This window comes from Pedobacter sp. WC2501 (assembly GCF_052682415.1).
The window spans coordinates 1,598,396-1,616,047 of the sequence record NZ_JBQZFI010000001.1 but is presented as its reverse complement, the minus strand read 5'-3'; the positions used below and the strand labels follow the sequence as shown (position 1 = coordinate 1,616,047).

The window sequence follows — 17,652 nt, the reverse complement described above, 5'->3', positions numbered from 1 at the left end:
TCATGAAAGCGCTAGAAGACTACAAGCTACAAGATATCGAATTACAGGATGTAGAAGATACATTAGGCTACCTGGCAAAAGCTTTCGAGCTGAATATTGCATCTGATTCTTTTTCAGAAACAAAAACATTTGGAGATATCTGCCAGGTCTTCCAAGACAACATTCCTTATGAGAATGAAGAAAGTTGTACCTCTCAACAAGCCTTTTATAAGATCCGAAGTGCCATCGCTGTTTCACAAAAAATTGATAGAGAAAGCATAACCCCTAAGACTCGCCTTGATGAAGTTTTCCCTAGAATTGGTCGCAGGAAGAAAATAAAGGCATTTAAAAAAGAACTAGGTATACCAGTTAATTTTTTAACCATGAAAACTTGGCTAATACTTTTAATTATTGGTGGTTTTATAATCTCATTGGCAGCTTTTTTCTTTAACTGGAAATTTGCTTTGACAGGGGTTTTGACTTGTTTGATTTTTAACTGGGTAGCAATGAAGCTCCGTCAGGAGATTGAATATATCTCAATTGGCGAACTCACTATGAAAATTACAAGAGACCATTATATGCAAGTGAGAAGAAATCCTAACACCATCAACAGGAATGAAATCGTAAAAATAATTCAATGCAGTTTTATGTCAGATTTGGATTTAAAACTGGCGGAACTACATAAAGACGCATTACTTAGCAAAATCTAAATAACACATTGTACATGATACGCTCACAACGCCAAAAATACAACCAGCAATTTACAGACGAGAAGTACAAAAACTTCCTTACTCAATTGCAAAATGGATATCCCTCAATTCCTTTCCGGGTCGCAGAAACCCCTATTTTTGTTCCGAAAGCGTTGAAAGAAAAATTAATTGCAGCAGGTGAAGAAATTATAAACCTGATTAAACAACCCAATTTCAAAGCGCTTACTCAAAAAGCAATTCCAACAGACTGGAATGTTCCAAATGAAAATGAGCAACCTCATTTTTTAACTTTTGATTTCGGCATTTGTAAAGATAAAAACGGAGAACTCACTCCTATGTTGATCGAAATGCAGGGTTTCCCCTCACTATATGGCTTTCAGCATCATTTGGCTAAAACTTTTAAGAGCAATTTCGACATAGATTCTTCCCTAAATTATTTTTTAAACGGCTTTAACGAAGAAAAATACATTAAACTGCTTAAAGAAGTCATTATCGGAAAACACCAACCAGAAGAGGTGGCTTTGATGGATGTTGATGCACCTAATCAAAAAACCGCCATCGATTTTTTTGTGACACAAAAATTATTGGGTATCAAGATTTTGGCGCTCGAAGACATTAAAAAAGTTGGCAATCAACTGTTTTATGAAAAAGATGGCCAGCAGATCCAGTTAAAAAGAATTTATAACCGTTTAATTTTTGATGAAGTTGCCGATAACGCCGAAATTTTTAACAACAGTTTCGATCCACGCGACGAACTGGATATCGAATGGGTAACACATCCCAATTGGTTTTACCGGATCAGCAAATACACCATGCCGTTTTTAAAAAGCGAATTTGTACCCGAAACACGTTTTTTAAATGAAGTAAAAACGATTCCCGGCGATTTAGAAAACTATGTATTAAAGCCTCTATTTTCCTTCGCCGGCATGGGCGTTATTATTGATGTAAGCGAAGCGGACATTTCCAATATCAAAGATCCTGAAAACTGGATTTTGCAGCGGAAAGTACATTACGAACCAGCCGTTCAGGCGCCGGATGGTGGGGTAAAAGCCGAAATCAGGATGATGTATTTATGGCCTGACGGTGGTGAGCCTCAGCTTTGTATTAACCTGGCAAGGTTAAGCAAAGGAAAAATGATTGGTGTACGTTACAATGCTGACTTTGATTGGGTTGGCGGTACAATAGGCTTTATGGAATAGTTCTCCGCTCTGAACTCAAAGAGGACCAAGGGAAGACCGTAAAGCAGACATACTTTTGTCAGCCTGAGCGAAGTCGAAGGCAACCACCGAGTGCGCAGAGAAGAGGCACAGAGGATCACAGAGAATGATCTTTCTTAAGCCAAGGTTCGTGTCTCCACGAACATAAACAATTATTAATTCAATAATCATTTAGCCACGGAAACACAAATGGCACGGAAAACTATGCTAAATAACCCCAGTATAAAATTTGCTTTCTGTTGTGGTAAAAACCTGCTAAAGAAAAAAGAATAGTAGACAACGATACAATCCTTACGTGTTTTCTGTGAATCCGTGGCAAAATATCTCACCCCCCTCTGTGTCCTCTGTGTAAAACTCAGTTATCTCGGTGGTAAAATGTATTAAATAAAAAACGAACGATACAATCGCTTTGCTTATTCTGTCAATCAGTGGCAAAACACCTCAAAATCCGCTCTGTTAACTCCGTGTAAAACTCGGTTATCTCTGTGGTAAAACTTAGCGTTTCTTTGCGAAATGCTTTGCGCACTTTGCGGTTAACTATTGATAATACTCTAATATATTTACATTCATCTGAACACCAAAACACTAAAAGCCCTTATATTTGTATTATGGATATTCAAACGATTTTAGTCTTTTTACTTTTTGCGGTAGCATTGGTATATGTTGGCCGTTTGGTGTTTAAATCTTTACAGGTAAAAAAAGATGGATGTGGTGGTAATTGCAAATGTGGTGTAGATTTTTCCGATATTAAGCCCGTAAAAAAATAGTATCCCACATTTATGATTCATCAGTTCCAAAAATACTTACAGGAAAAAATAGAGATCACTGATGAACAGTTCGAAAGCATATCGTCTGTTTTAAAGATTAAAAAATTCGAGAAAAACGAAATAGTTCAGTATACCGGTGATAATTTCAAACACGGATATTTTGTGGGCAAAGGTTTGTTGCGTGCCTATTCAATTGATGCAAAAGGTAAAGAACACATTCTTCAGTTCGCCCCAGAAAACTGGCTGGTTTCTGATCGTAACAACATGAACAATGAGCCATCAATATTCTTTATCGATGCTATTGAAACAACCGAAGCGGTATTAATGCCTAATAATTTCATGGAAGAAGCGGCCAGAAAGGTACCTTGCTTACAGCCCATGCAAATCAAACTGTTAAATAATTCGATCCGCTTTATGCAGAAAAGAATTAACATGTTATTAAGCGCAACAGCGGAAGAAAGATACCTCGATTTTATTAAACTTTACCCTAACCTTACGCTCCGTGTACCACAATGGATGATTGCATCCTATCTGGGCATTACACCCGAATCGCTTAGCCGCGTGAGAAAGGAACTTGCGAATAAACATTTCAGACCTTAGCCTTAATTTTGAGTGAATGAATTTTGAATGAGTGAAGGGCTTATTCAAATCTGACATCAAAACTTTGCAACATTCAATCCTTCTCTCATTCCATCATTCTATTATTCCATCAATCTACCCTTCTCTCATTCAATTATTTCTCTTTCTTACCATACATCAATATCTAATAAAAACCTGCGCTGTACTTTTGTGTTGTTAATATTAAACAGCTCAAAAAACAAAAGATATGGCACAACAGAAATGGACATTAGATCCAACCCACAGCGAATTACAATTTAAAGTAAAACACTTAATGATTACTACTGTAACAGGTAGTTTAAAATCTTTTTCAGCAGAATTATTGTCTGAAGGTGATGAATTTGAAAATGCAGAGATTTCTTTCAAAGGTGATATAGGCTCACTTGACACCGGAAATACTGACCGTGATAACCATTTAAAAAGTGGTGATTTTTTCGATGCAGAAAATTTTGCACACATCGAATTTAAATCCAGTTCAGTAGAAAAAGATGGCGGCGATTATATCGTTAAAGGCGATTTAACCATTAAAGGCGAAACTAAACCTGTAAAATTAACCGCAGAATTTGGTGGCATTGCTACCGATCCATGGGGAAATACCAAAGCAGGTTTTACCTTAAGTGGAAAAATTAACCGTTCTGAATTCGGTTTAACATGGAATGCTGCACTAGAAACTGGTGGCGTAATGGTAAGTGAAGAAGTTCGCATTTTAGGCGAATTACAGTTTGTGAAACAAGCGTAGCGCGTAGAGCTAAGCGTATGGCGGCACTATGCGCTTAGCCCCATGCCTTATCTAACTATAAAAGGTAATGGAAACAAAACAAATAGAAAAAGTACTAAAAGCTCCGGCGCCACATATGGTTGGCGATGGGTTTAGGGTACACAATTTTTTTCCAAGCGGATATCAAATCAATATGAGTCCTTTTTTCCTGATGGATTATGGCTCAAAGATCGAATTTTCAGCGAGGAAAGAACCGCGGGGCGTTGGTGTTCACCCCCATCGGGGCTTCGAAACGGTAACGATTGCCTATCACGGCGCGGTTGCCCATCACGATAGCTCTGGAAACAGTGGAGTAATTTATCCCGGCGATGTACAATGGATGACTGCCGCGAGCGGCATATTACACAAAGAATATCACGAAGAACAATACAGCCTGAATGGCGGCCCATTTCAAATGGTTCAGCTTTGGGTTAATCTTCCTGCGAAGGATAAAATGGGTAAACCAAGATATCAGGCAATTAAGCAGGCAGATATGGCTCATTTTGATTTACCGGAGAATGGAGGAAAAGTTGAAATTATTGCAGGTAATTATAAAGGCATAAAAGGCAATGCAAACACTTTTAGTCCTATTGAAGTGTATAATGCCCGGCTAAAGAAGGGTGGCGAAGTTACGTTTAACTTCCCTGAGAATTTTAATACGGGATTTATGGTGATTGAAGGCTCGATTAAAATAAACGCATCGGAAACTGCAATAGCAGATAATTTTGTCCACTTCAGCAACCAAGGCACAGAAATTAACATCGAAGCTTTAGAAAACAGTGTAATTTTAGTTTTGAGCGGAGAACCAATCAACGAACCAGTTGCTCAGTACGGTCCATTTTTAATGAATACTGAAGCCGAAATCCATCAGGCCATTGAAGATTATAACCAAGGCAGGTTTGGTTATTTAGAAGAGTAAAAGGAAAATCTTAATGCTGAACTTGCTTCAGTATCCATCATACTGAATAGATAAAATTAGCTGACATTTTTGTAATTGTCGGCTTTTTTGTGACTTTATATTAAAAGAGAGTCCAATTATTGCTTTATGAAAAATGGTTTTAGGAGCGCAAGGACTGTGCAAGAAACATCGTTTGTTCCTTTGCTATGCTTGTACGCTTCGGCCGTCGTACCTCCGGGCCTGCAGGGTACCGCTCCGCCAAGGGCTAAACTGGCTGAGCCTTTGGAAGGGAAACCCCTCATATTAGCAAGAACAGGAATCATCTAAACCCGATAGTACGAATGCCGATTTTTTCTATCGGAAGTAGGGATAGCGGGGCTGCAGTCCTCCATAAGCACAGAACTGTACATTTCCTAAAAACCTTTTATCCGATAGCGTAGGCACATTTTTTTTTGTGAAAATGGTTTTAGGAGCGCAAGTACCGTGTAAGAAACATCGTTTATTCCTTTGCTGCGCTTGTACGCTTCAGCCATCGTACCTCCTATCCGAAAGTTCATTTTTCAACTGATAAACAGACCAATAAATTAGTATCTTAGAGAAGAACTAACGATCTAATCTCGCAGCGCTTAATTTTAAATCATTCATCCAATCTTCATACTCGTTAGTGACATTTGATTAATAAATCAGAAAAGAAAAATGTCCGGAAAACAAATATTTCAAACTGAGACTAAAAGACGCTGGCATGCATTTACATGGGTAAGCCGTAGTTTTTTTTTAGTCTTCATTATCGCAATCATCTGCGTAGCGTACACACTGTCTTCAGTACAGGCACCCAATTTGCCTTTTATCAATACAAATACGCCATTAACACAAAAACAATTAGAGAAGTTAAAAAAATCGCAACGGTATAAAGATTTCACCATCGAAAAATCTAAGCTGCAAAAGATCAAAAAAGATCGTGAACACCGCATTTTAACCCATCGTGGCAACAATAAGCGCATCAATATGGCCTTTTACGTGAGTTGGGCAGGAAGTAAAGACGCATCTATATCAGATTTAAAACGCAATATTAGTCATTTAGATATGGTAGCGACAGAATCGTTCTTTTTAAATGGTGATTCTATTGTAGATAAGGCAGATACAGCGGCGTTAAAAGTAATACATGCCGGCAAAAAATCGGCTCTTGCAGTTGTTTCAAATTACAATAAAGACCATTGGGATGGTGCAGCAGTAAGAAGATTATTAAATGATCAACCTGCTCAGCAAAAACTGATCAACGATCTAATAGCAATTACCAAAAAATATGGCTATAGTGGGATCAACATAGATTTTGAAGAACTAAACCTCCAAAATAACGATGGTTTTAATGCTTTTATGAAGAATCTATATACTCAGTTTCATGCCAAAAAACTGATTGTTTCTCAGGATATTTCACCCGAAAACGACGATTATAAGCCAGAAATCCTTCAAAATTACAACGATTACCTTGTAGTAATGGCTTATGATCAGCATACCGAACAAAGTAATGCAGGCGATATTTCCCATCAAGAATGGGTAGAAGAAAAACTTGATGATATTTGTAGTAAAGTTGATGCCGGTAAAGTAATCCTTGCCTTAGCTTGCTACGGTTATGATTGGCCAAAAAATAGAATTGGGCAACCGGTTACTTACGAGCAGGCCATGACAACGGCTGTTAATTATAAAAGTAAAATAAACTACGATCCAGCTTCTGCCAATTTAAACTACACGTACAACGATGGCAGTGGGATTAAACATGAAGTTTACTTTACCGACGCAGCAACCTATTTTAATTTGATCCGAAAAGCTGATGATTGGGATATTGCGGGTATAGCCTTATGGCGTTTAGGTTCAGAAGATAAACGTTTATGGTCATTTATTTCTAATGATCTTAGTCTGGACACACTAAAGAAAAAGCCCTTCGATTTACGCAAAATTGCTTCGTTAAATATGGGCGGAATTTCCTATTTAGGTGATGGAGAAATACTGGATCTCATTTCTACTCCTACACCGGGCAGCGTAAGATTTACTTTAAATAAAGAAAATTTCTCCATTGCCAATCAAAAGTATATCAGACTTCCGGAACAATACGTAATTAAAAGATTCGGAGAGGCCGACAAAAAAATCGCTTTAACTTTTGATGATGGTCCCGATCCTGTTTATACCCCACAGGTGTTGAATATTTTGAAAAAGGAAAAAGTACCCGGCTGTTTCTTTGTGGTTGGCATTATGGCTGAAAAGAACATGGAATTGTTAAGGCAGGAATATAATGATGGTTACGAAATTGGAAACCATACCTTTTTTCATCCGGATATGTCGGCTATTGGCCCAACACGCGTAAAATTTGAGCTGAATGCAACCCGTAGGTTAATTGAGGCCGTTACCGGACACAGCACAATCCTTTTCCGCGCTCCGTTTAATGCCGATGCCGAGCCACAAAACATTTCTGAAATCTTACCCGTTGCTCAAAGCCGCAAAGAGAATTACATCAATATCGGTGAATATATCGATCCCGAAGATTGGCAGCCGGGTAAAACTGCCGATCAGATATTTAATGAAGTAGTGAAGCAACAGGATAATGGTAATATTCTTTTATTGCATGATGCCGGCGGAAACCGTGAAGCGACTGTTGCGGCTTTACCCCGTATTATAAAATTCTTTAAAGAAAAGGGTTATACATTTACCACGGTTGGCGATTTAATGGGCAAAAAAAGATCAGAACTCATGCCCGCAGTAAAATCTACCGCAAACAGTGGCTTTTCTGGCTCTGGTGATTACTTTTTCATCAATTTCTTTTACTACGGAAACATGATTTTAAACATAATATTTTCTGTTGCAATTGTTCTTGCGATCTTAAGGACCATATTTATCGCTTATTTAGCCATCAGACAGCGAAAAAGAGCAAAACACAATGTGAGTAAATTAATCCAGCATCCTACAGAAAAGGTAAGCATTATCATTCCGGCTTACAATGAAGAAGTTACTGCAGTTCAAACCATTAACAGTCTTTTAAAAACCACTTACCCTGATTTTGAACTGATTTTTGTAGATGACGGCTCAAAAGATAAAACCTTTGATATCATTAATGAACACTTTGGCAATCACCCTATGGTAAAGGTTTTCCGTAAAGAAAATGGAGGTAAAGCATCTGCATTAAATTATGGGATATCAAAGGCTACTTCTGAATTTGTAGTCTGTATAGATGCCGATACGCAATTAAAAGACGATGCGGTTACTGAACTCATGCGCTATTTCTATAACGATAAAATAGCTGCTGTAGCCGGAACTGTAAAAGTTGGAAATGCCAACAACATCATTACTAAATGGCAATCAATCGAATATATCACAGCTCAAAATATGGATAGAAGGGCCTTCGATTTATTAAATACGATTACTGTTGTGCCAGGGGCAATAGGTGCCTTTAGAAAAAATGTCATCCTTGAAGTCGGTGGTTTTACGATCGATACCCTCGCTGAAGATTGTGATTTAACCATGCGCATTTTAAGGGCAGGTTACAAAGTTAAAAACTGTGATGGTGCAATTGCCTATACAGAAGCGCCAGAGACAGTAAATATGCTGCTAAAACAACGTTTCCGCTGGAGTTTTGGGGTAATGCAAAGTTTTTGGAAAAACAGAAAAACATTGCTTAACAAGAAGTATGGCTATTTTGGAATGGTAGGAATGCCAAATATCTTGATCTATCAGATTATTTTACCATTATTTTCGCCGCTTGCCGATCTTTTTATGCTCATTTCTTTAATCAGCGGTATTTTTTCACTAAGCGCCATTAATAATTTAACGCTAACCGGATTTTCGGGAATTTTAAGCCTTCATAATGGTTTTGGCCAGGTACTCTTCTATTACATTATCTTCATCATTGTCGACATGATCTTTGCTGCGATTGCTTTCCGGATGGAGAAAGAAAAGTATACCAATTTACTTTACATTTTCCCTCAGCGTTTTTTCTGGAGACAATTAATGTATGTTGTGCTCTTCCGTTCGTTCAGAAAAGCAATAAAAGGCGAACTGGAAACCTGGGGTACAATAAAAAGAACAGGAAATGTTAAGGAACAGATAGCCTAATACAATCGATCCTCTAAAAGAAGTCAAGTTTTAATAGCCAATGTGTTATAAAAAACTTGACTTCTTTGGCTACCCAATTCATTCATATAATAACATTATTATTAAAGGAAAGATATTTAACCAGAATCCATTTCCCTTCAGAGGTTTATTAACTACGCTTATTACCGGAACATGGAATAGGCTGGCAGTAGTTTTTTAGATAGCCTAATACACCTCCGATCTTTTAAAAGAAGTCAAGTTTAATAGCCAATGTGTTATAAAAAACTTGACTTCTTTGGCTACCACCTTATCCATAATAATAACATTATTATTAATGGAAAGATATTTAACCAAACTCCTGCACTATCTAAAAACAGAAGTTTTTACTTTTCGATTAAGCAAACCGCATAAGAAACAACGCCCTCTTCTCGACCGATAAAGCCCATTTGCTCGTTGGTGGTTGCTTTTATTGAGATATCTTCGGTAGAAATCCCAATGGCATCAGCAATGTTTTGTTGCATGGCAGGAATATGTGGATTAATTTTTGGTGCTTCTAAACAAAGCATGGCATCAATATTACCAATACGCCATCCCTTTTCAGCCAGTAATTTAACCGTCTCTTTCAGCAGGATTAAGCTACTGATACCTTTCCATCTGTCATCTGTATTTTTAAAATGAAAACCGATATCACGTAAATTGGCCGCCCCTAAAAGTGCGTCGCAAATGGCATGGAGTAAAACATCAGCATCCGAATGTCCGAAAGCACCCTTGTGATGATCTAATGTAACACCACCAACAACAAAAGGATGCTGATCTTTTAATTGATGTACATCAAATCCGAAACCTACTCTAATTTTCATGTTTATTTGCTTTAATCTTTTTTATCTTTTGCTTTTATTTTCGCCAAAGTTAAACAATAGACCAAAACGAAGGGTATTTGCAAGTGGACTAGTCTGTGCATTTGCAATTAAATAAGAGAAATCAATGTTAAAAACATTGTATTTTAAACCAAGTCCTAAGGTAAAATAGCGGCTATCACCTTTCATTGGGCTCTGATAGTTGTAGCCTGCGCGAACCGCAAACTGTTGATTGTACCAGTATTCAAGGCCTGTTGAGATTCCGACTTCCTTCAATTCTTCGCTAAAACCACCCGGTGCATCACTAAATGAGCCAAAAATTCCGGCAGGTACCGAACGGTTCGGATCTTTTCCACTTACAATGTTATTGTTTGAATCGTATATAGGCTGGGTTGGTACCAGCAATTTGTTAAAATCAAGCGCAAAGGTTAAAGTACTCAAATCGTCTACAGTAAATGTAGATGCACCTCCGATTTTAAAATTGGTAGGTAAAAAGAAATTCTCCCCCCCATCGGAATAGCTCATTTTTGTTCCGATGTTGGAAATATTAGCACCAGCAGAAAGAATGGCCTGTTTACCAAACAACGTTGTAGCTGTTTTATACAAACCAGAAACATCAACTGCTACTGCATTTCCACTATGTACCTGCCCCGTAGAAGAAAACTGACCGGAAGCCAGATTTGAATAAATATACCTTAATGAAGTTCCCAGTGAAAACTCTTTACCAAAATTACGGGCAAAAGAAACATCAAAAGCCAATTCATTTGGATTGGAGATCCCAAGATCCTGCTGGTTAATATCTGTAAGCTGAATGGAGCCCAGAGAAAAATATCTTAAAGAAGCGCCAATGGTGTTACGGTCATCCAATTTATAAAATCCACTTAAATAAGCGAGATTAATATCGGGCACCAAACTTTTTAACCATGGACTATATGACACTGAAAAGCCATAAGGTTTATCTAGAAAAGCAAGTTTAGAAGCATTAATACTGGCTGAATTTACATCACCAGCTACGGCTACGCCAGCATCACCCATTGCACCGGCACGGGCATCGGGCGTAATGAGCAGAAATGGAACTGCTGTTACAATGTTGTTTGCCTCGCTACCATTTGTTTGGGTATTGCCTATAGTTACCTGCGCGTTTGTTTTACCAAACACAAAGGCCATAGAGAGTGCAGAAAAAGCAAGTTTACTGATGTACTTGAAATTCATCCTTTAAAGGTACGTAATTTTAGATCTTGGTATTTAGCAATAACTGGAGAATATATCTGTAACGTAAAACCAAAACTTATATTTCACCAAAATACGAATTCTATGATTATTTACTAATTAAACCTACGATTTTTTACATACGGGTGTTACTGCAAAACTGTAACTATAAAACCAATAGCCATTTAGTAAAGCTAATCTAATACATATTTTTCCGATTCCATATCTTTATTTAACTTATTCACCCGATTTATTCGCAACAAAGCAATAAACAAACATTGATAATCCTTATCAAAATGTTAATGTAGTATATTTAATTCCCTATTATTATAACAATCAAGCCTCACTTAAGTAAGCTAAATTTTATCTCCAATTTTAATCAAATTACAATATGTAATTTCACTTGTAAAACAGATCTTAATTGACTACTAAAACAATACATAATTATAGTTTAAAAATTTTATCTCGCTTATTTATAATTATTTAGCAAGAATTTCGTTTAAAAATAAGAAAGACACTATATTATAAAAAATGATACGTTAAAGCTTTGAAATATAATCAATATTTTATTCTCATATTATTTATATATTCATTTATAATTGTTTAATTTTATCGATTGAATCCTTATAGGAACGATATTCTCCGATATACTATATGAAAAAACTATTACTATATTCTTTTACTTGTTTATCATTAGCCGCCTTGCTTTCGGGTTGTAGCTCAAAAAGCGAGAGTTCTAGCAAAACAGGTATTCCTTATGCCAATAGGAAAAGTAAAAACAACCAATCTGGTGCTTTTGCTGTGGCTACCCAATATAAAAGAGCGCCAGGGCCTGGTTTAATTCCAATTGAAGGCGGGGTTTTAGTTGTTGGTGGCAGTGCCATTGATGTACCTGGTGTTGAGCCAAATATTTACAATTATAAAAGACAGGTTACTGTTCCATCCTTTTACATGGATGAAACTGAAGTATCGAATACCGATTGGTTAGAATACTTACACTGGATCAGATACAACTATCCTGAAGATCGTGAGTTTTATTACAATGAACTTCCTGATACTTTAGTATGGCGCCGTGCATTATCTTATAACGAACCTTATGTTGATAATTACCTAAGGCACCCGGCTTACCGTGACTATCCTGTTGTCGGTGTTTCATGGGAGCAGGCATCACGTTATTGTGAATGGAGAACTTCAAGAGCCAACGAATTTATTCTGCGTGAAAAGGGAATCTTAACTGATTATAAAACTTTAGCTGGCAACGGAAAAGGGAATGCCGCTACTACAGCTGCAGCGGCTCCAAAACCAGACAAACCGTTTAATACTGATGCCTATTTAAATGGCCAGTATGAGGACAAAGGCAAAAATGCCCCGGTCGATTATAATACCAAATCAGGTGCTGCTACAGCAACTGCTGGAGCAGCAACAGCTGCAACAGGCGGAAGAAATAACCAACCGAGACGAACTGCAACGCTTGAAGATGGTGTAATTATGCAACCTTACCGCTTACCAACAGAAGCAGAATGGGAATATGCTGCTTTAGGTTTAATTGGTAATACGGAATACGAGAATATCAATCAGAATAAAATCTACCCTTGGAATGGTTTAGGTGTTAGTTCCGCTAAAAAGAAAACCAGAGGTATGATTCAGGCCAACTTTAAAAGAGCTCCTGGTGATTATATGGGTGTTGGCGGTTCGCTAAACGATAAAGGAGATTTGACCGTTCCGGTTATTCAATACACACCTAACGATTTCGGTCTATATAATATGGCAGGAAACGTGAATGAATGGGTGAATGATGTTTACAGAACAGCAACATTTACTGATGCGGATGCCTTTAACCCTTACCGGGGTAATTATTTCACCAATAAAAAGTTAGAAGATTCTCAAAGCGGTAAAATTGCGTTAGATAAATATGGGAATCCGATTAAGGAAAATGCTTACTCTGGAAGAAAACAAACCTGGGCTGAAAAACAGGCACAGGCAAAACGTTCTGATTCGATTTCAAAATCAACTGATCCACAATCCCCAGTAGCCTCAACCAGTTATCAAGCCGATCAAAGAGGTTATCGTGATAGACAAAACACTTTACTTAATGAAGAAGGTGTGACGCTTGTAAACGATAAATCAAGAGTTTATAAAGGTGGCTCCTGGAATGATATGGCTTATTGGTTAAACCCGGCAACACGTCGCTTTATGCAACAAGATGAATCATCTGCTGAAGTGGGCTTCCGTTGTGCAATGACCATGCTCGGTGCTCCAGAAATTAGTACTGCCGGCAAAAGAAGTTTTAAAAACCCTCCTCAAAAACCTTACAGGGTAAGTAGAGGTAGATAAAAAGAAAAGTCCCGGATAAATCGGGACTTTTTTATGCTTTCATACTTTTGTTAGATAATTTAAGTTTGACGGATTCAAAGAAAAATCTTCATCTCGATCCGATAGCTATCGAGTGGAGCGTAGAGGAATGGAGATATCTATATACACAGATTTAGCTTCGCTGAGCACTTTGTGGTTCTCGACTGCGTTGCACTCCCCTACTTTTAGACAGATCGTCATGCTGAATTTATTTCAGCATCTTTCCTGCTTAAAGGATCCTGAAATAAATCCGATAGCTATCGGATCAGGGTGACGGCACTAATAATCCCGTATGGCAAAAAAACTGTCTACTTAAATTGAACTAAGATCTGGTTTTTCTCTACTTTATCCCCCTGTTTAATCAAAACTTTCTTTACCGTACCATCCGTTGATGATTTTAGGATGTTTTCCATTTTCATGGCTTCCAGCACCAAAAGGTTATCGCCTTTCTTTACTTCAGCGTTTTCTTCAACCAAAACCTTTAGCACTAAACCTGGCATAGGTGCTTTAATTTCTAAAACCTTATTAGCCGATAAATTATCCAGACCAAGTTGTTTTAATAAAACATCAAACTGATCTTCAATGCTGATCTGATAAATATTACCATTAACCTTTATTTTACAGGTTTTATCTGCTTTGTTTAGTTCAACCAGCTCTGTATTAAAAGATTTATTCTGGTATATAACATGCGTACTATTATTTGCTATTGAACTCAGATCGAATTGAACCTGTTCTCCATTTACTAAAAAAGCTGAATCCTTATTCTCAACCTCAAATAAGAACTGATCGTTTACTTTTACTTTATACATAAGCTTATTGAGTTAAAGCATACTGAACTAAATTAGCGCCCATTTTAAGTGCTTTTGTCCGCGTTTCCTGGGTATCCTCAGGATAAGTGCCAAAGTCTTCCCAACCGTTGCCCAAATCGCACTCATAGGTGTAATAACAAACTACTCTTCCCTTGTAAATCAAAGCAAATCCTTGCGGACGTTTATTATCGTGCTCATGGATTTTTGGCAAGCCTCCCGGAAACTTAAACTTCTGATTATAAATGGCGTGATTGGCGGGTAATTCGACAAAACTAAGTTCCGGAAATACCTTTTTCATCTGTGGCCTGATAAATTTGTCTAAGCCATAGTTATCGTCTATATGCAGAAATCCTCCACCAGTGAGGTATTGTCTTAAATTTTTGATTTCCTGATCACTAAAAACGACGTTTCCATGGCCAGTCATATAAATAAAAGGATAATTGAAAATCTCTTTTGAACCTACTTCTACGATGCTTTCTTCAGCATAAAAATTAGTCTTCAGATTGGTATTACAGTACGCAATTAAATTGGGCAAAGCTGTTCTGTCAGCATACCAATCGCCACCACCGCTATACTTTAATTTAGCCATACGGTAAGTAGGTGGAATGAAAGCGAAAAACACAAAGCTGAAAGCTAAAAGACCAAAGCTTAAAGACCAAAGCTGAAACCTGGAAAACAGAAAACTAAAAACTGAAAACTTCAAATTGATTATCGGTTAAGGTAATTGATTTCAAAACAAACAGATAAAGCAGCAGTTTCTGTGCGTAATCTGTTATCACCTAAAGTTAATGCTTTAAAGCCTTTGTTCAAAGCTAAATTAACTTCATCAGGTGTGAAATCGCCTTCGGGACCAATAAGAACCAAATATTTTTGATGAGGAGTTATAAGATTGGAAATATATTGCTTTTCACCGTTATCGACACAGTGTGCAATTAATTTATTGCCGTCAAATGGTTCTTTTAAAAAAGCATCAAAAGTAATGGCATCGTTTAATTTGGGATGATAAGCTTTAATGGATTGTTTTACGGCAGAAGTAATTACTTTATTGAGGCGGTCCTCTTTAACTACCCTACGCTCCGACCGATCGGTAATAATCGGCGTAACCTCATCAATACCCAATTCTGTGGCTTTTTCTAAAAACCATTCGATACGGTCTATATTTTTAGTTGGTGCAACAGCAATATGTAGGTAATGACTTCTTTTATGAAACTCAGTTTCTACTTTTAAAATGGATAAAGAAACTTTTTTCGGATTATCGGAAGTGATTTCAGCAGTATAAAAACCACCTTTCCCATCAACCAGGTTAACGATAGAGCCTATAGTAAGGCGAAGCACCCTAACGCAATGTTTACTCTCTTCTTCGTTAAGCGTATAGGTATTTTGGGTTATATCTGGTGTATAAAAAATATGCATAGTTGAAATTAATGATTATCAACCATATCTGCTTTATTGATTACCAATTCTAATTTAATGGTTTCGATGTTCTGTTCTGTCTTTTTAAGGATGGTAAACAGATAACCGTATGATTCATTACTTTCACCTACCTCGGGAATACGTTCGAAGACGTGAGAAACCAATCCACCAACTGTATCAAAATCTTCATCCTCTGGTAAATCGTGAGGCAGGTGTTCATTTACATCATATACAGTAGCGAAAGCATTTACGATAAATTCATTATCAGAAACCTTTTCTACAAGTGGTTTTTCTTCGTCATATTCATCCTGTATTTCTCCTACAAGTTCTTCTACAATATCTTCTAAGGTAACCATACCCGCTGTACCGCCAAACTCATCTAATACAATAGCAATCTGTATCCGATTGCTTTGCAATTCGCTCATCAGATCGTTAATCTTTTTAGTTTCTGTAACGAAATAAGGTTTACGTATGATATCATTTAATGTCCAGTGCTGGTTACCTGCTGCAACTAGTGGTAGAATGTCTTTTGCATGGATAATCCCGACAATTTTATCCATAATCTCATCATAAACAGGCAAACGCGAATATCCTTCCTTAATAATGGTATCAATTACTTCCTCTTTTGGAGAAGTTAGTTCAATACCCGAAATCTTGGTTCTAGGCACCATGATATTCTTAACCACGCGCTCATTAAAATCGAATACGTTTTTAATCAGCTCATGTTCATTATTATCTAATGCACCGCTTTCTTTACCCTGATCGAGCAGGTAATGTAATTCTTCAGTACTGTGGATAGATTCGTGCCCTGCGGAGGTATCAATGCCAAATGGCTTAAGTATAATGGCAGCAAGGCTATTTAGCGTCCAAATGAATGGCTTAAACACCACATAAAATATTTGAAGCGGTATAGAAACGAAAAGCGTTGTAGCTACAGGTCTTTGGATAGCGAATGATTTCGGAGCGAGCTCACCAAATACAATGTGCATAATGGTAATGAGCGAAAAAGCAACGATTGTTGATGCAGTATGGATTGAAGCATCGCTTAAGCCCCATTGTAAGCTATCGAAAAGATTTTTAAAGATGGTATGCATAACGCCTTCACCTACCCAACCAAGGCCAAGAGATGCAAGCGTTATACCTAGCTGTGTGGCCGCCAAATATCCATCGAGATTATGAATAATCCCTTTGGCCATTTTGCCAACACGGCTGCCTGTTTTTGCCTTAATCTCGATTTGTGATGCGCGGACTTTTACAATTGCAAACTCTGCAGCAACAAAAAAACCATTAAGTAACACCAAAAATAATGCAAAGATTAATCGCCAGCCAACAGAACCTGTATCAGGTTCTTGTAAAGCAACCAAAACTACGTTTGTGGGCAGGATTGCACTTAACTCAAAATTTAAAAACAAACATACCGTGGGTAAATCCATTAAGCCAATTCTCTAAATGTTGTGTTATAAAGTTCTATGCTTTCTTTAATTACTTTATGCGCATAACGAACACCAAGTAAATGTTCGATAGTTACATTTTTATCTTCTAATGCTTTATAATCCTGAAAGAAACGAACAATCTCTTTCATTTGATGCGGAGGCAATTCATCTAAATCGTTGATGTAATTTACAGACATATCGTGAGCAGCAACTGCAATGATTTTATCATCCTGCTCTCCATTATCTACCATGTGCATTACACCTACTACTTTAGCCTCAATCAATGTCATTGGATATACATCCACTGAACAAAGCACTAAAATATCTAATGGATCTTTATCATCACAATAAGTTTGTGGAATAAAGCCATAATTTGCAGGATACATTACTGACGAAAAAAGAACCCTATCTAATTTAATCAGACCTGATTCTTTATCTATTTCGTATTTTGCTTTTGAACCTTTAGGAATTTCAATAATTGCATTTACAACCTCTGGAAGGTTTGAACCAGGAGATACGCTATGCCATGCGTGATGATCGTCTTTTGCCATTT

The 17,652-nt window shown here is 37.3% G+C and carries 15 protein-coding genes; 8 read left to right on the top strand and 7 right to left on the bottom strand.

Annotated features, from left to right (window positions below; all coding sequences use genetic code 11):
• The first annotated feature begins 2 nt into the window (after nt 1-2).
• The 7 genes from ACUN24_RS06985 to ACUN24_RS06955 all read left to right on the top strand — a co-directional run bounded on the left by ACUN24_RS06985 (nt 3) and on the right by ACUN24_RS06955 (nt 9,047).
• The gene (locus ACUN24_RS06985; protein ID WP_445561833.1) at nt 3-689 is read left to right on the top strand and encodes a hypothetical protein; all 687 of its coding nucleotides are present in this window, start codon (nt 3-5) and stop codon (nt 687-689) included.
• 14 nt (nt 690-703) lie between these two features.
• Nucleotides 704-1,888 carry a hypothetical protein gene (locus ACUN24_RS06980; RefSeq protein ID WP_445561832.1) on the top strand — a complete coding sequence of 395 codons (1,185 nt, stop codon included), beginning with the start codon at nt 704-706 and terminating at the stop codon, nt 1,886-1,888.
• Nucleotides 1,889-2,391: 503 nt separating this feature from the next.
• A complete protein-coding gene (locus ACUN24_RS06975) occupies nt 2,392-2,673 on the top strand; it encodes a FeoB-associated Cys-rich membrane protein (protein ID WP_445561831.1) in 282 nt (93 codons plus the stop codon).
• Nucleotides 2,674-2,685: 12 nt separating this feature from the next.
• Nucleotides 2,686-3,273, top strand: coding sequence for a Crp/Fnr family transcriptional regulator (locus ACUN24_RS06970; RefSeq protein ID WP_121284261.1), 588 nt, complete (start codon nt 2,686-2,688; stop codon nt 3,271-3,273).
• Nucleotides 3,274-3,499: 226 nt separating this feature from the next.
• Nucleotides 3,500-4,030, top strand: coding sequence for a YceI family protein (locus ACUN24_RS06965; RefSeq protein WP_445561830.1), 531 nt, complete (start codon nt 3,500-3,502; stop codon nt 4,028-4,030).
• Between the two features lie 67 nt (nt 4,031-4,097).
• Nucleotides 4,098-4,967: a pirin family protein gene (locus tag ACUN24_RS06960; RefSeq protein ID WP_445561829.1), complete on the top strand. Its 870-nt coding sequence runs from the start codon at nt 4,098-4,100 to the stop codon at nt 4,965-4,967.
• Nucleotides 4,968-5,642: 675 nt separating this feature from the next.
• Nucleotides 5,643-9,047, top strand: a complete 3,405-nt coding sequence (locus ACUN24_RS06955; RefSeq protein WP_445561828.1) for a glycosyltransferase — start codon at nt 5,643-5,645, stop codon at nt 9,045-9,047.
• Nucleotides 9,048-9,409: 362 nt separating this feature from the next.
• Here ACUN24_RS06955 and ispF read toward each other — a convergent pair whose 3' ends face one another.
• Nucleotides 9,410-9,886 (bottom strand): 2-C-methyl-D-erythritol 2,4-cyclodiphosphate synthase, encoded by a 477-nt coding sequence (gene ispF / locus ACUN24_RS06950; protein WP_090504226.1) that lies wholly within the window; start codon nt 9,884-9,886, stop codon nt 9,410-9,412.
• A 21-nt stretch (nt 9,887-9,907) separates the two neighbouring features.
• A complete protein-coding gene (gene porV / locus ACUN24_RS06945) occupies nt 9,908-11,095 on the bottom strand; it encodes a type IX secretion system outer membrane channel protein PorV (RefSeq protein ID WP_445561827.1) in 1,188 nt (395 codons plus the stop codon).
• A 651-nt stretch (nt 11,096-11,746) separates the two neighbouring features.
• On the opposite strand from porV, the gene ACUN24_RS06940 reads away from it, so the two are divergent.
• On the top strand, nt 11,747-13,426 hold the full coding sequence (locus ACUN24_RS06940; RefSeq protein WP_445561826.1) for an SUMF1/EgtB/PvdO family nonheme iron enzyme: 1,680 nt from the start codon (nt 11,747-11,749) through the stop codon (nt 13,424-13,426).
• A 326-nt stretch (nt 13,427-13,752) separates the two neighbouring features.
• Here ACUN24_RS06940 and ACUN24_RS06935 read toward each other — a convergent pair whose 3' ends face one another.
• From ACUN24_RS06935 to ACUN24_RS06915, 5 genes are all read right to left on the bottom strand, one after another.
• Nucleotides 13,753-14,253, bottom strand: coding sequence for a biotin/lipoyl-containing protein (locus ACUN24_RS06935; protein WP_445561825.1), 501 nt, complete (start codon nt 14,251-14,253; stop codon nt 13,753-13,755).
• 4 nt (nt 14,254-14,257) lie between these two features.
• Entirely contained in the window at nt 14,258-14,842 is a 585-nt protein-coding gene (locus tag ACUN24_RS06930; protein WP_227256210.1) for a DUF4159 domain-containing protein, read from the bottom strand.
• 119 nt (nt 14,843-14,961) lie between these two features.
• Nucleotides 14,962-15,666 carry a 16S rRNA (uracil(1498)-N(3))-methyltransferase gene (locus ACUN24_RS06925; RefSeq protein WP_445561824.1) on the bottom strand — a complete coding sequence of 235 codons (705 nt, stop codon included), beginning with the start codon at nt 15,664-15,666 and terminating at the stop codon, nt 14,962-14,964.
• An 8-nt stretch (nt 15,667-15,674) separates the two neighbouring features.
• On the bottom strand, nt 15,675-17,099 hold the full coding sequence (locus ACUN24_RS06920; RefSeq protein WP_445561823.1) for a hemolysin family protein: 1,425 nt from the start codon (nt 17,097-17,099) through the stop codon (nt 15,675-15,677).
• Nucleotides 17,099-17,650: an inorganic diphosphatase gene (locus ACUN24_RS06915; RefSeq protein ID WP_055908779.1), complete on the bottom strand. Its 552-nt coding sequence runs from the start codon at nt 17,648-17,650 to the stop codon at nt 17,099-17,101. Before ACUN24_RS06915 ends, ACUN24_RS06920 begins: the two co-directional genes overlap by 1 nt.
• Nucleotides 17,651-17,652 lie beyond the last annotated feature (2 nt).

What these genes read in the sequence shown, in the direction of transcription:
- ACUN24_RS06985 (WP_445561833.1), top strand. Translation starts at nt 3, where the DNA reads ATGAAAGCGCTAGAAGACTACAAGCTACAAGATATCGAATTACAGGAT.
- ACUN24_RS06980 (WP_445561832.1), top strand. Translation starts at nt 704, where the DNA reads ATGATACGCTCACAACGCCAAAAATACAACCAGCAATTTACAGACGAG.
- ACUN24_RS06970 (WP_121284261.1), top strand. Translation starts at nt 2,686, where the DNA reads ATGATTCATCAGTTCCAAAAATACTTACAGGAAAAAATAGAGATCACT.
- ACUN24_RS06965 (WP_445561830.1), top strand. Translation starts at nt 3,500, where the DNA reads ATGGCACAACAGAAATGGACATTAGATCCAACCCACAGCGAATTACAA.
- ACUN24_RS06960 (WP_445561829.1), top strand. Translation starts at nt 4,098, where the DNA reads ATGGAAACAAAACAAATAGAAAAAGTACTAAAAGCTCCGGCGCCACAT.
- ACUN24_RS06955 (WP_445561828.1), top strand. Translation starts at nt 5,643, where the DNA reads ATGTCCGGAAAACAAATATTTCAAACTGAGACTAAAAGACGCTGGCAT.
- ispF (WP_090504226.1), bottom strand. Translation starts at nt 9,886, where the DNA reads ATGAAAATTAGAGTAGGTTTCGGATTTGATGTACATCAATTAAAAGAT.
- porV (WP_445561827.1), bottom strand. Translation starts at nt 11,095, where the DNA reads ATGAATTTCAAGTACATCAGTAAACTTGCTTTTTCTGCACTCTCTATG.
- ACUN24_RS06940 (WP_445561826.1), top strand. Translation starts at nt 11,747, where the DNA reads ATGAAAAAACTATTACTATATTCTTTTACTTGTTTATCATTAGCCGCC.
- ACUN24_RS06935 (WP_445561825.1), bottom strand. Translation starts at nt 14,253, where the DNA reads ATGTATAAAGTAAAAGTAAACGATCAGTTCTTATTTGAGGTTGAGAAT.
- ACUN24_RS06930 (WP_227256210.1), bottom strand. Translation starts at nt 14,842, where the DNA reads ATGGCTAAATTAAAGTATAGCGGTGGTGGCGATTGGTATGCTGACAGA.
- ACUN24_RS06925 (WP_445561824.1), bottom strand. Translation starts at nt 15,666, where the DNA reads ATGCATATTTTTTATACACCAGATATAACCCAAAATACCTATACGCTT.
- ACUN24_RS06920 (WP_445561823.1), bottom strand. Translation starts at nt 17,099, where the DNA reads ATGGATTTACCCACGGTATGTTTGTTTTTAAATTTTGAGTTAAGTGCA.
- ACUN24_RS06915 (WP_055908779.1), bottom strand. Translation starts at nt 17,650, where the DNA reads ATGGCAAAAGACGATCATCACGCATGGCATAGCGTATCTCCTGGTTCA.